15 protein-coding genes are annotated in these 13055 nt (G+C 60.2%); 8 read left to right on the top strand and 7 right to left on the bottom strand.

Annotated elements, in window-relative coordinates:
* Positions 1-128: 128 nt before the first annotated feature.
* Positions 129-920, bottom strand: coding sequence for a dienelactone hydrolase family protein (locus KGA97_RS27140; protein WP_223481832.1), 792 nt, complete (start codon positions 918-920; stop codon positions 129-131).
* A 144-nt stretch (positions 921-1064) separates the two neighbouring features.
* On the opposite strand from KGA97_RS27140, the gene KGA97_RS27135 reads away from it, so the two are divergent.
* From KGA97_RS27135 to KGA97_RS27125, 3 genes are read left to right on the top strand one after another with little or no spacing between them, the layout of a single operon-like run.
* Positions 1065-1370: a hypothetical protein gene (locus KGA97_RS27135; RefSeq protein ID WP_008029361.1), complete on the top strand. Its 306-nt coding sequence runs from the start codon at positions 1065-1067 to the stop codon at positions 1368-1370.
* 48 nt (positions 1371-1418) lie between these two features.
* On the top strand, positions 1419-2096 hold the full coding sequence (locus KGA97_RS27130; RefSeq protein ID WP_008029360.1) for a response regulator: 678 nt from the start codon (positions 1419-1421) through the stop codon (positions 2094-2096).
* Positions 2093-3439 carry an ATP-binding protein gene (locus tag KGA97_RS27125; protein WP_223450351.1) on the top strand — a complete coding sequence of 449 codons (1347 nt, stop codon included), beginning with the start codon at positions 2093-2095 and terminating at the stop codon, positions 3437-3439. The genes KGA97_RS27130 and KGA97_RS27125 overlap by 4 nt, the downstream gene beginning before the upstream one ends.
* Positions 3440-3558: 119 nt before the next feature.
* Here the strand turns inward: KGA97_RS27125 and KGA97_RS27120 are convergent, their stop codons facing one another.
* Positions 3559-4557, bottom strand: a complete 999-nt coding sequence (locus KGA97_RS27120) for an AraC family transcriptional regulator (RefSeq protein ID WP_008029356.1) — start codon at positions 4555-4557, stop codon at positions 3559-3561.
* Between the two features lie 338 nt (positions 4558-4895).
* Between KGA97_RS27120 and KGA97_RS27115 the strand changes: the two genes are divergently transcribed.
* Together KGA97_RS27115 and KGA97_RS27110 are read left to right on the top strand one after the other, a co-directional pair.
* Positions 4896-6230 carry a dicarboxylate/amino acid:cation symporter gene (locus tag KGA97_RS27115; protein WP_008029353.1) on the top strand — a complete coding sequence of 445 codons (1335 nt, stop codon included), beginning with the start codon at positions 4896-4898 and terminating at the stop codon, positions 6228-6230.
* Between the two features lie 145 nt (positions 6231-6375).
* On the top strand, positions 6376-7557 hold the full coding sequence (locus tag KGA97_RS27110; protein ID WP_223481831.1) for a CaiB/BaiF CoA transferase family protein: 1182 nt from the start codon (positions 6376-6378) through the stop codon (positions 7555-7557).
* A gap of 112 nt (positions 7558-7669) precedes the next feature.
* Here KGA97_RS27110 and KGA97_RS27105 read toward each other — a convergent pair whose 3' ends face one another.
* Both KGA97_RS27105 and KGA97_RS27100 read right to left on the bottom strand, forming a co-directional pair.
* Positions 7670-8164, bottom strand: a complete 495-nt coding sequence (locus KGA97_RS27105; protein WP_008029350.1) for a SprT family zinc-dependent metalloprotease — start codon at positions 8162-8164, stop codon at positions 7670-7672.
* 149 nt (positions 8165-8313) lie between these two features.
* Positions 8314-8916, bottom strand: a complete 603-nt coding sequence (locus KGA97_RS27100) for a Yip1 family protein (protein ID WP_008029348.1) — start codon at positions 8914-8916, stop codon at positions 8314-8316.
* Positions 8917-9293: 377 nt separating this feature from the next.
* On the opposite strand from KGA97_RS27100, the gene ttcA reads away from it, so the two are divergent.
* Together ttcA and KGA97_RS27090 are read left to right on the top strand one after the other, a co-directional pair.
* Entirely contained in the window at positions 9294-10118 is an 825-nt protein-coding gene (gene ttcA, locus KGA97_RS27095) for a tRNA 2-thiocytidine(32) synthetase TtcA (protein WP_008029346.1), read from the top strand.
* Between the two features lie 131 nt (positions 10119-10249).
* On the top strand, positions 10250-10924 hold the full coding sequence (locus tag KGA97_RS27090) for a DNA-3-methyladenine glycosylase I (protein WP_223481830.1): 675 nt from the start codon (positions 10250-10252) through the stop codon (positions 10922-10924).
* Between the two features lie 89 nt (positions 10925-11013).
* Here KGA97_RS27090 and KGA97_RS27085 read toward each other — a convergent pair whose 3' ends face one another.
* Genes KGA97_RS27085 through arsC form a run of 3 tightly spaced genes read right to left on the bottom strand, consistent with a single transcriptional unit; the run spans position 11014 to position 12387 of the window.
* Positions 11014-11439: a DUF2069 domain-containing protein gene (locus KGA97_RS27085; RefSeq protein WP_008029342.1), complete on the bottom strand. Its 426-nt coding sequence runs from the start codon at positions 11437-11439 to the stop codon at positions 11014-11016.
* Position 11440: 1 nt separating this feature from the next.
* Positions 11441-12037, bottom strand: a complete 597-nt coding sequence (gene wrbA, locus KGA97_RS27080; protein WP_008011647.1) for an NAD(P)H:quinone oxidoreductase — start codon at positions 12035-12037, stop codon at positions 11441-11443.
* Positions 12034-12387: an arsenate reductase (glutaredoxin) gene (gene arsC / locus KGA97_RS27075; protein ID WP_008029340.1), complete on the bottom strand. Its 354-nt coding sequence runs from the start codon at positions 12385-12387 to the stop codon at positions 12034-12036. The genes wrbA and arsC overlap by 4 nt, the downstream gene beginning before the upstream one ends.
* A 114-nt stretch (positions 12388-12501) precedes the next feature.
* Here arsC and KGA97_RS27070 point away from each other — a divergent pair, with 114 nt between their 5' ends.
* Positions 12502-12969, top strand: coding sequence for a TlpA disulfide reductase family protein (locus KGA97_RS27070; RefSeq protein ID WP_192227942.1), 468 nt, complete (start codon positions 12502-12504; stop codon positions 12967-12969).
* Positions 12970-13055: the final 86 nt, after the last annotated feature.

Below are 13055 nucleotides of genomic sequence, written 5' to 3'. Positions count from 1 at the left end.
AAGCTGGGTAGTGCAAAGGTTCAGATCGGCAGTGCGGCCATTCGCGGGCAAGCCTCGCTCCTACAGGGGATAACGCTAACCTGTAGGAGCGAGGCTTGCCCGCGAAGGCCGCACCGCGGTTTACCTGCCTAGCTAAAAATCTTTTTGAAAAACGCCTGCATATCCGCCCACGATTTCTCATCCGCCGCCTTGTTGTAACCAATATCCGGCCCGCCATGATCGCCATGGCTCAAGCGATCCGCATCCGGATTGCTGAACCCATGCTTGGCGCCCTCAAGGTTGACGAATTGATAATCGGCCCCGGCCTTGTCCATCTCCGCCTTGAACGCCGCGACGTTTTCCGCCGTCACCATGCTGTCCAGCGCGCCATGCTCCACAAGGATTTTCGCTTTCACGCTGCCCGGCGTTGCAGGTGCTTTGGTCGCCAGCGCCCCGTGGAAACTCACCACACCCGCCAGCGGCAAGCCCTGACGTGCCGCGTTCAGCACCACGCTGCCGCCAAAGCAGTAACCAATCGCGGCGATTTTATCCGGATCGGTTTGCGGCTGTTTCTTCAACAGATCCAGCCCGGCCTGAAACCGCGCACTGGCGGCGGCGTTGTCCTTGATCGCCGCTTGCATGAACGCCATGGCGTCCTTGGGGTGTTCGGTGTTTTTGCCGTCGCCATACATGTCGATGGCCAAGGCGCTGTAGCCCAGGCCGGCGAGGTCACGGGCGCGGCGCTTGGCGTAGTCATTGAGCCCCCACCACTCGTGAACCACCACAACGCCAGGGCGGGGGCCTTTAACCGCGTCGTCGTAAGCGTAATACCCGATAAGCTTGGTGCCGTCGGGGCTTTGATAGGGGATTTCCTGGGTCTTGATGGCCGCCTGGCTGAGCCCGCTCACGGCCAGCAAGAACAGGGCAAGGAATATACGCATGGTCGGATCTCCTGCAAAAAAGTCGTCAACACAGCCTAGTCGATCTGGTTCAGCTCGGGTTCAGAGTGCGTTCAGGGGGAGTTCAGGGGCCGGTGCGTAATGTAGCGCCGTACCCAAAGCATCTGCGCATGAGGACATTTTCCTATGACTGGCTTTAAAAACCTGCTGCTGGCATTCACCGTTTTGAGCGCGAGCACCGCGGCGTTCGCTTCCGACGATAATGTCGCCAGCCTTGCTCTTGGGAAGACCGGCGAGCGACCCAAAAAGTCCCTCACCCTGCACAGCATCGGCACGAACGGCGTGGTCAGTCATGACAGTGCCTGGGGCGCGCAGTTGGGCCGCCCGAACCCTCAGGCCGATTACTGCGCTGCTTACGCGAACGTGTCGGTCTTTCACAATGGCATTAAACTCCGTCAGGAGAACCTCATGGGCCGCTATGATCTGTCTTGAAATACGCTGTTGCACCTCTGAAGAGGTTGAATTGCCCGGGAGAGCGTTATGAAATTGCTGGTCGTCGAAGATGAAGCGCTGTTGCGCCATCACCTGCAAACCCGCCTGACGGACAGTGGCCACGTGGTCGAGTCCGTGGCCAACGCCGAGGAGGCGCTGTACCAGACCGAGCAATTCAACCATGACCTGGCGGTGATCGACCTCGGCCTGCCCGGCATGGGCGGGCTCGACCTGATCCGTCAGCTGCGCTCGCGGGGCAAGACCTTCCCGATCCTGATCCTCACCGCGCGCGGCAACTGGCAGGACAAAGTCGAAGGCCTCGCTGCCGGCGCCGACGATTACGTGGTCAAGCCGTTCCAGTTCGAAGAGCTGGATGCGCGCCTGAATGCCTTGCTGCGTCGCTCCAGCGGTTTCACCCAGTCGACCATCGTCGCCGGGCCGCTGCTGCTCGACCTCAATCGCAAGCAGGCGTCCCTCGATGAACAACCGCTGGCGCTGACTGCCTACGAGTACCGGATCCTCGAATACCTGATGCGCCATCATCAGCAAGTGGTGGCCAAGGACCGCTTGATGGAGCAGCTCTACCCGGATGACGACGAGCGCGATCCGAACGTGATCGAAGTGCTGGTCGGCCGCTTGCGCCGCAAACTCGAAGGCCCGGCCGGCTTCAAGCCGATCGACACCGTGCGGGGCCTCGGCTACCTGTTCAATGAGCGCTGCACTTGATTCGTTCGCTTCGTGTCCGTTTGATGCTCGCCGCCACGATCCTGGCGGTGTTGTTCATGCTGGCGTTGCTGCCGGCGATGCAGGGCGCGTTCAGCCTGGCGTTGCAGGATTCCATCGAGCAGCGCCTGGCGTCGGACGTCACCACGCTGATTTCCGCCGCCCGGGTCGAGGGCAACCACTTGCAGATGCCGGCGCAGTTGCCGGACGAGCGTTTCAACCTCACCGACAGCCGTTTGCTCGGCTATATCTATGACCGTGAAGGTCACCTGGTCTGGCGCTCGAAGGGCACTCAGGAAGAGGACATCAACTACAAACCGCGTTACGACGGGCGCGGTAACGAGTTCGCGAGGATCAGCGAAGCCAACGGCCAGGAATTCTTCGTCTATGACGTCGAAGTCAAACTGCTCGGCGGCAAAAGCGCGGCGTTCAGCATCGTCGCGCTGCAACCGGTGCGCGAGTACGAAGACACCCTCGAAGGCCTGCGGGAAAATCTCTATCTGGGTTTCGGCGCCGCTTTGTTGGTGCTGCTGGCGTTGCTGTGGATCGGCCTGACCTGGGGTTTGCAGGCGTTGCGCCGACTCAGTCAGGAGCTCGACGAAATCGAAAGCGGCACCCGCGAAAGCCTCAGCGAACAGCACCCGCGTGAATTGCTGCGCCTGACCGGCTCGCTCAACCGCTTGCTGCACAGCGAGCGCGAACAGCGCAGCCGCTATCGCGATTCTCTCGGCGACCTGGCCCACAGCCTGAAAACCCCGTTGACCGTGCTGCAAGGCGTCAGCGAAGACATGGCGCAACGCCCGGCGGATCGCGATCAGGCCTGGGTGCTGCAAACCCAGATCGAGCGCATGAGCCAGCAGATCAGCTATCAGTTGCAGCGCGCCAGCCTGCGCAAAAGCGGCCTGGTGCGCCATCAGGTGCGGTTGCGTCCGGTGCTGAAAAGCCTCTGCGACACGCTGGACAAGGTCTACCGCGACAAACGCGTGCGGGTGGCCTTCGATCTGCCGGAGCAATGCTACGTGCCCATCGAGCAGGGCGCCTTGCTGGAAATGATGGGCAACCTGCTGGAAAACGCCTATCGCCTGTGCCTGGGCGAAGTGCGCATCAGCGTGCGCGAGACCTTGAGCGGGGTCGAATTATGCGTCGAGGACGACGGGCCGGGTGTGCCACCGGATCAGCGTGCGCGGATTCTGCAGCGCGGCGAACGGCTGGACCGTCAGCACCCGGGGCAGGGGATCGGGTTGGCGGTGGTCAAGGACATCATCGAGAGTTACAACGCGAAACTGACCCTGGGCGATTCGCCGATGGGCGGCGCGGCGTTCCGGATTCATTTTCCGGTGGTTTGACCGGGAGTTTGAAGGTGCTCAATCGGGCCTCTTCGCGGGCAAGCCTCGCTCCTACGGGGAATGTGATCCTGTAGGAGCGAGGCTTGCCCGCGAAGGGGCCGGTGAAGTCACCGCAACAATCAATTCTCCTGCGCGCGGTAGGCTCCGGGTGTAAGCCCGGTCCATTTCTTGAACGCCCGATGAAACGCCGAAGGCTCGGAAAACCCCAGCTGCTCGGCAATCTGTTGCAACGACAGGTCCGCACGCCCCAGATGATAAATCGCAATGTCCCGGCGCAACTGATCCTTCAATTCCTGAAAACTCGAACCCTCTTCGCGCAAATGCCGGCGTAGCGTCTGCGGGCTGATGTGCAGGTGCGCGGCCACCGCTTCCAGGTCCGGCCAGCGCGCACTGTCGCGGCTGAGCAAACGGCGCAACTGGCTGCTCAGGCTGTCGCCGTCATCCGGGCGCGACAACAGGTCGGCGGGGGAGTGTTCGAGGAAATGCTTGAGGGTCCGCTCGTCCTGCAGCAACGGCATGTTCAGGTAGCGACTGTGGAACAGCAGGCTGCTCTGCGCCGCTGAAAACTCCATCGGGCAGGGGAACAGCAACTCGTATTCCGCGCCGTGCTCGGGCTTCGGGTAGCTGAACGTCGCTTGTTCCAGGCGGATGCGCTGGCCGATCAGCCAACTGCCGAGGCGATGCCAGACCATCAACTGGCTTTCGGTGAGGAAATGGTCCGGGTCCTGAAACTGCGAATCGTCCAGGCTCAGGCGGATCATTTCGTTTTCGCGGGTCAGGGTCAGGCGCGGGCCGCCGGGGAACAGGCTATAAAACAACAAGCCGCGATGCAGTGCCTTATCGAGATTGCGGCAGTGAATCACCGCATGGCACATCATCGCGAAACTGCCGGTTTTACTCGGGACCGGCCCGAAGCCCAGGTACTCGTCGTCGAGTGCCAGCCACAATCCCTGGATCAAACGGGTGAACTGCTCAGGCGCAATGCGCGCACGCGGTTCTTCCAGCAGCTCGGGGCTGATGCCGAGTTGTTGCAGCAGGTTTGAACAGTCATGACCCAGCCGACGCGCGCCACCGAGGGCGGCACGGGCGAAATGGCTGGCGATGGTACGTTCGCGCATAGAAGGCAGGTCCGTCTATTGAACGACGGATGGTAGTCGTCGGGTCAGGCAATGGACAAGGCGGATATCCGCCAAATTGCAGGACGAGGTTTGGCGGATGGGCGGAAATCCGCCACTGTTTTATAGCGCACCCAAGGCACGTTGAACCTGTAACCCCTGATGTCAAAAGGCTCGCAGCGGGTTTTGCAAAAGTGGCACGCCGCTTGCGATACAACGAGCAGATGCCTGCCGTCGTGCAGCTCGAAAAAACAAATCCCTCCAGTGCAGGAGGGTTCGCAATTCAGGTGTCGTGGGCAACAGATGGATGTTGTTAGCGCGCACTCTTGAGGAACTTTGCAATGACGACTCGTCAGCCACTGTACAAATCCCTGTATTTCCAGGTGATCGTTGCCATCGCCATCGGCATCCTGCTTGGTCACTTCTACCCGCAGACCGGTGTGGCCCTCAAGCCGCTGGGTGACGGGTTCATCAAACTGATCAAAATGGTCATCGCGCCAATCATCTTCTGTACGGTCGTCAGCGGTATCGCCGGCATGCAGAACATGAAATCGGTCGGCAAGACCGGCGGTTATGCGCTGCTGTACTTCGAAATCGTTTCCACTATTGCCTTGCTGATCGGTCTGGTCGTGGTCAACGTCGTGCAACCGGGCGCCGGCATGCACATCGACGTAACGACTCTGGACACCAGCAAAATCGCTGGCTTCATCTCGGCCGGTAAAGACCAGAGCATCGTCGCCTTTATCCTCAATGTGATTCCGAACACCATCGTCGGCGCTTTCGCCAACGGCGATATCCTGCAAGTTCTGATGTTCTCGGTGATCTTCGGTTTCGCCCTGCATCGCCTGGGTGCGTACGGCAAGCCGGTCCTGGACTTTATCGATCGCTTCGCCCACGTGATGTTCAACATCATCAACATGATCATGAAGCTCGCGCCGGTCGGTGCCTTCGGTGCCATGGCCTTCACCATTGGTGCTTACGGTGTTGGCTCGCTGGTACAGCTTGGTCAGCTGATGATCTGCTTCTACATCACCTGCATCCTGTTTGTGGTTCTGGTATTGGGCGCCATCTGCCGCGCGCATGGTTTCAGCGTACTCAAGCTGATCCGCTACATCCGTGAAGAACTGCTGATCGTACTGGGCACTTCCTCGTCGGAATCGGCTCTGCCACGCATGCTGATCAAAATGGAACGCCTGGGTGCGGATAAATCGGTAGTGGGTCTGGTGATCCCGACTGGTTACTCCTTCAACCTCGACGGTACTTCGATCTACCTGACCATGGCGGCTGTGTTTATCGCTCAGGCGACTGATACGCCGATGGACCTCACTCACCAGATCACCTTGCTGCTGGTGCTGCTGTTGTCCTCCAAAGGTGCGGCAGGTGTGACCGGTAGTGGTTTCATCGTGCTGGCAGCCACCCTGTCGGCCGTGGGTACTCTGCCAGTAGCCGGCCTGGCGCTGATCCTCGGTATCGACCGCTTCATGTCCGAAGCCCGTGCGCTGACCAACCTCGTTGGTAATGCCGTTGCGACCCTGGTCGTGGCCAAGTGGGTGAAAGAGCTGGACGAAGACAAGCTGCAAGTCGAGCTGGCTTCCGGTGGTCGCGGTATCTCCGATGAGCGTGAAGTAGATGACCTGGGTGTGGCCGAAGGCCCAACCCCAAGCAACGTCAAGTAACACGCGTTGTCATGAAAAAACCCGCTTCGGCGGGTTTTTTCATGCCTGGAATTTGAGCGTAACGGTCACAGTTGCTGACACATCAGGTGATTGCTGCAACGCGATTGGCTGCCTAGGCTGGAGGCATCGAATACGGAGATCGCTCATGCCCGGCCCATTGGCATCACTCAAGGTTCTGGATTTCTCGACATTGTTGCCGGGGCCGTTCGCCTCGCTGTTATTGGCTGACATGGGCGCCGAGGTTTTGCGCATCGAATCGCCGACCCGCATGGACCTGTTGCGCGTACTGCCGCCCCATGACCAAGGCGTGTCGGCCAGCCACGCGTACCTCAATCGCAACAAGCGCAGCCTGGCGCTGGACCTCAAGCAGCCCGAGGCGCTGGCGGTGATCAAGCAACTGGTGCAGGACTACGACATCGTCCTGGAACAATTCCGCCCCGGTGTGATGGAACGATTGGGCCTGGGGTATGAAGCGTTGAAGGCCATCAACCCGAAGCTGATCTACGTGTCGATCACTGGATACGGGCAAACCGGCCCCTACAAGGATCGCGCTGGCCACGACATCAATTACCTGGCGTTGGCGGGGCTGGCGAGCTACACCGGCCGCACCGACAACGGCCCGCTGCCCTTGGGCGTGCAAGTGGCGGATGTCGCCGGCGGTTCGCTGCACGGCGTCATCGGCCTGCTGGCGGCGGTGATCGCCCGGCAACAAAGCGGGTTGGGCCAGCATCTGGATGTGAGCATGACCGACTGCGCGTTCAGCCTGAACGCCATGGCCGGGGCCGGGTACCTGGCCTGCGGCGAGGAGCCGGGCCGGGAAGACCAGATGCTCAACGGCGGCAGCTTCTACGACTATTACCGTTCGCGGGATGGCCGCTGGTTATCGGTGGGCAGCCTGGAGCCGCCGTTCATGAAACAACTGTGCACGGCACTGGGGCTGGAGGAGTTGGCGACATTGGGCCTGTCACCTCAGCCTGCCCAGCAAAAGAAGCTAAAGGACGCGCTGCAGACTGAATTCGAGAAACACGACTTTGCCGAATTGTGCGCGCTGTTTGCCGAGCTCGATGCGTGCGTCGAGCCGGTGCTGACCTTGGGTGAGGCGATTCGGCATCCGCAGTTGCAGGCGCGGGAGTTGGTGACCGACGTGCCGCGAGGGGATGGCACGAGCCAGGCGCAGATGGCGTGTCCGTTGAAGTTTTCGGATGGCTTGCCCGAGCCTCGGCATATCGGTGCGGCGCTGGGTGAACATACGGATCAGGTGTTGGGGGAGTTGGGGTTTGGTGCTGAGCGGATTGCCGAATTGCGGCGTGCCAAGGTGATTATGTAGGGTTTTCGATGGCCTCTTCGCGGGCAAGCCTCGCTCCTACAGGTGATTTCGATGCTTCTGTAGGAGCGAGGCTTGCCCGCGAAGGGGCCCACCAAAACACGACAAATCCGACTTACTCGACCCGCATCTCCCCACTGAACACCAACGTGCTCCGGCACCGCCGACACAAATACCGCCGCCCCTGCCGTACCAGGCTATGGCGCTGCGCCGAAAACGGGAAATCACTGTCGGCGCACGGGCATTTGTAGATATAGCGCGTCACGCTGCGGCGCTTGACGTCGTAGGTGTGGCAGCGGTTGGGCGGCAGTTCGTACACGCCACGCATGATCAATTGCCACTCTTCGCCGTGGGGCTGGATGCGATCGCCAAACAGCTGATGAGCGATCAGGTGGGCGACTTCATGAGCCACGGTCTGCTTGAGGAAGTCTTCCGTGTTTTCGCGGTACAGCTGCGGATTGAAGCGCAGCAGGTTCTCGTGCAGATGCGCGACACCGGCTTTTTGCCCGCGCAGCTTGAGGCTCACCACGGGGCGTTTGAAGGTTCGTTTGAAAAAGGATTCGGCTTGTTGGTAACAGTCTTCGACGCGGGTATTGAGTTGCTCGGGCATGCTTGATGGATCTCCAGAGACGTCGAGTATGCCGCAACGCTCGGGCCTTGCGAATCGCCAGGGCGCCGAATGGTCGTTACCCCCCACATTGAAAGGCCGCCTTGCGGCGGCCTGTATTGGCAGATCTTGATTTTGGGTGGAGAGCGTAACTAGTTCGTGTAGACCGGCCCCACGCCGAGTCCCCAGACAATGACAGTGAACGCCATGATCGCCACCAGTACCACTAAACCGACGGCGAGCACCGAACTTGAAAATAGAAATCCCTCGTCAGATGGAATGTTCATGAAAGTTGGAAGCCCCACATACAGCAGGTACACCGTGTAGCAGATGGCCGCCGTCCCGACGATCATCCCCAGCCACATGTGTGGGTACAGTGCCGCGAGGCCGCCTATGAACAGCGGGGTCGCGGTGTAGGTCGCAAACGCAACGCAACGTGCCAGACTCGGGTTGGCGTCATAGGTGCGGGCCATCCAGTGGATGAACGCGCCCATTACGGCAACGCCGCCGAGCATCGCCACGTACGACATGATCGTCATCCATAGCGCGCTTTCCTGCGTCAGCATCACCGGTGCCCGGCTGCCAATTACCCAGCCGACCTGCGTGGTGCCGATAAACGCCGACACGGCGGGGATCGCCGCCAGAATCAGCGTGTGGGTCAGGTACATGTGGCTGATGCTTTCCTCTTGGTCGCCACGGATTTCTTTCCATTCCTGGTCGGGGTGGGTGAAGAGCCCCACTACGTGATGGATCATGCCAGTCACTCCTCTTGTTTTTACCGTCGCCCCCCAGTGGAGCGCCTACAGGCCAAAGTGGCCAAGTAAGTAAAGGTCTGGATATGTGTGCGACCTTATGACGCAGTATAGAAAGGTCTTAACCCCGCAGGTTGTAGGGCGTTAGAGCAAATCGCGCTGTAAATCCCTCTGTTAATCGCCACTGGCACTGTCAACGTTATCCCTGTGGGAGCGAGACCGGCTTGCCGGCGATGGCGGTGTATCAGGCATGACTGTTTGGACTGACACACCGCCATCGCGAGCAGGCTCGCTCCTACAGGGGGATTACGGGTACTTCGCCGGAGGCGGGTTTTTGCGTAAAATGCCGGCCTTTCGTCACACCTCACGGATCTCGCGTCATGGGCACTCTCACGGTCAACCAGAACAAACTGCAAAAGCGCCTTCGCCGTCAGGCCGGTGAGGCTGTCGCCGATTTCAACATGATTGAAGACGGCGACAAGGTCATGGTCTGCCTGTCCGGCGGCAAGGACAGCTACACCATGCTCGACGTGCTGATGCATTTGCAGAAGGTCGCGCCGATCAAGTTCGAGATCGTGGCCGTGAACATGGACCAGAAGCAGCCGGGTTTCCCTGAGGACGTGCTGCCGGCGTACCTCAAAACCCTGGGTATCGAATACCACATCGTCGAGAAAGACACGTACTCGGTGGTCAAGGAGCTGATTCCGGAAGGCAAGACCACCTGCTCGCTGTGCTCGCGCCTGCGTCGTGGCACGCTCTACACCTTTGCCGACGAAATCGGCGCGACCAAAATGGCCCTCGGTCACCACCGCGACGACATCGTCGAAACGTTCTTTCTCAATATGTTCTTCAACGGCTCGCTCAAGGCCATGCCGCCGAAGCTGCGCGCCGACGACGGCCGCAACGTGGTGATCCGCCCGTTGGCCTACTGCAACGAAAAAGACATCCAGGCCTACTCGGACCTCAAGCAATTCCCGATCATCCCGTGCAACCTCTGCGGTTCCCAGGAAAACCTGCAACGTCAGGTGGTCAAGGAAATGCTGCAGGAATGGGAGCGCAAGACGCCGGGCCGCACCGAAAGCATTTTCCGCAGCTTGCAGAACGTGATCCCGTCGCAATTGGCGGACCGCAACCTGTTCGACTTCACCAACCTGCGGATCGACGAAACCGCCATGTCGCGGTTCGTTAACGTAGTAAACCTCTAAACACAATCACTGTGGGAGCCAGCCTGCTGGCGATAGTGGTGGGTCAGTCAACAAAGATGTGCCTGACCCACCGCAATCGCCAGCAGGCTGGCTCCCACATTGGTCTACTCACTGACTCCTCAGGAGAGGGCATGCGCGATTACAAGTGGCTGCACGAATACTGTCTGAACCGCTTCGGTTCCGCAGCCGAACTGGAAGCCCATCTGCCCGTTCCGAAGACTGCCGCGCAATTGCGCGATATCAGCGACGATCGCTACCTCTCGACCATGGCGCTGCGTGTGTTCCGCGCCGGGCTCAAGCACAGCCTGGTGGACGCCAAGTGGCCGGCCTTCGAAGAGGTGTTCTTCAAGTTCGACCCGGAAAAAGTCGTGCTGATGAGCGCCGAACACCTTGAACGCCTGATGCAGGACGCGCGGATCATCCGCCACCTGGGCAAGCTCAAGAGCGTGCCGCGCAATGCGCAGTTCGTGCTGGACGTGGCCCATGAGAAAGGCAGCTTTGGCGAGTTGATCGCCGATTGGCCGGTGACCGATATCGTCGGCTTGTGGACCTACCTGAAAAAACACGGTCATCAATTGGGTGGCTTGTCGGCACCGAGATTTTTGCGGATGGTCGGCAAGGACACCTTTGTGCCGAGTTATGACGTGGTGGCGGCGCTGAATGCGCAGAAGATCGTCGACAAAGTGCCGACCAGCCTGCGGGACCTGACCACGGTGCAGGGCGTGTTCAACCAGTGGCATGAAGAAAGCGGCGGTCGGCCGATGAGCCAGATTTCGATGATGCTGGCGTACACCGCCAATCATTGATATCGAGTGATGCCCTTCGCGGGCAAGCCTCGCTCCTACAGGTTTCTCAGATTCCTGTAGGAGCGAGGCTTGCCCGCGAAGGGGCCCGATCAGGCGACGGAAATCTCGCCCTCGCCAGCCAACTTGCGATTCAACTGAAACCGCCACCGCACATACAACAGCGCCGAGCAGAACACCGCCAGGCTCGCGCCCATTTCCAGCAAACCGAACAGCTGCCGGTTCGGGTCATACGCCGCCAGTGCGCCCTTGATGAAATACAGGTTCACCACAAAACACATCCACGAATGCCCGCGCGCGCTGCCGACGATCATCCCCGGCGCCAGCAACAGCAGCGGCACCAGTTCGATCAGCAGAATCACCCACGGCCGCGCACCATGCAGGTCGGCGACCACCAGGTAATAAGCGCAGAGCAATCCCACCAGGCCGAAGTAGCACAGCAGACTGATGACGCGCATCGCCCGAACCCGTGGTTCGAGCCATTCAATGGAAGGCAGGATCTTCGGCTTTTTCGCCATCTCAGCTCACCAACTTTTGTGCGGTCTTCGCCAGACGCAGACCCAAGGCCCGGCACAGCGCCACTTCATGTTCATTCAAACCGCTTTTGCCATCGGCGCCGGCGTGATGACTGGCGCCATAAGGCGTGCCGCCGCCACGGGTTTCCAGCAACGCGGACTCGCTGTACGGCAGGCCGGTGATCAGCATGCCGTGGTGCAGCAGCGGCAGCATCATCGACAGCAGCGTGGTTTCCTGACCGCCGTGCAGGCTCGCGGTGGAAGTGAAAACCCCGGCCGGTTTGCCGACGAGCGCGCCGGTCAGCCACAGGTTGCTGGTGCCGTCGAGGAAGTATTTGAGCGGTGCGGCCATGTTGCCGAAACGCGTCGGGCTGCCGAGCGCCAGGCCTGCGCAGTTCTTCAGGTCGTCGAGGCTGGCGTACAGCGCGCCTTCGTCCGGAATGTCCGGCGACACCGCTTCGCACTCGGTGGAAATCGCCGGCACGGTGCGCAGGCGCGCTTCCATCCCGGACTGCTCGACACCGCGGGCGATCTGCCGCGCCATTTCATTGGTCGAGCCGCTACGGCTGTAATACAGAACCAGAATGTACGGCGCGCTCACGGCAGCAACTCCAGCACGTTCTCCGGCGGACGGCCGATGACGGCTTTGTCGCCGACTTCGAGAATCGGTCGCTCCATCAGTTTCGGGTGCGCAGCGATGGCGGCAATTAATTGCGCCTCGCTCAGGCTCGCGTCGGCGAGGTTGAGGGTCTTGTACTCGTCCTCACCGGTGCGCAGCAATTGCCGGGCGCCGAGGCCGAGCTTTTTCAGCAGGCTCTGCAATTGCGCGGCGTCCAGCGGGGTCTCGAGGTAGCGCACCACGGTCGGCGTCAGGCCACGGGCTTCGAGCAGTTCGAGCGCACCGCGGGATTTCGAGCAGCGCGGGTTGTGATAAAGCGTCAGATCGGTCATGTGCGGGTCGCATCTTGCGTAAGGTGACGGCTATTCTAACTGTGCAGCGCGTAATCCAGAACCTTGGGAGGCGATGGGTCGCAGGCGCATTCAATTTTGAACAAGGATCACGACATGACAAGGCGATTGGCAGCGGCATTGGCGATCATCGGTGCGCTGATGTTGGGGGGCTGCGGCAATGACTATGGCATCGATCAGAACGGCCAAAAAGTCGCCGCCGAACGTCTGGACAAACAATGGCTGGTGCTTAATTACTGGGCCGAATGGTGCGGCCCGTGCCGAACCGAGATCCCGGAACTGAACGGGCTGGCCGAGCAGTTGAAGGACAAGAAGATCGGTGTGTTCGGGGTCAACTTCGACAATGTGCAGGGCGAAGAGCTGAAAAGCGCCAGCGAGAAACTGGGGATCAGATTCACCGTATTGGCTTCGGATCCGGCAGAGTTGTTTGAACTGCCGCGCAGCGAGGCGTTGCCGGTGACGTACATCATCGATAACAAGGGCAAGGTGCGGGAACAGTTGATGGGTGAGCAGACAGCGGCGGGGCTGATGGCGAAGCTTGAGGCGTTAAAAGCAACGAACTGATTCACACGGACCTGTAGGAGCCGGCTTGCTGCGGGCGGCGTTCCGACGATGACGGTGAATCAGTCAGCATTTATGTCGCCTGACAC

This window comes from Pseudomonas sp. BF-B-15 (assembly GCF_019946675.1).
GTDB lineage: Bacteria > Pseudomonadota > Gammaproteobacteria > Pseudomonadales > Pseudomonadaceae > Aquipseudomonas > Aquipseudomonas migulae.
This window is presented reverse-complemented; position numbering and strand designations above follow the sequence as displayed.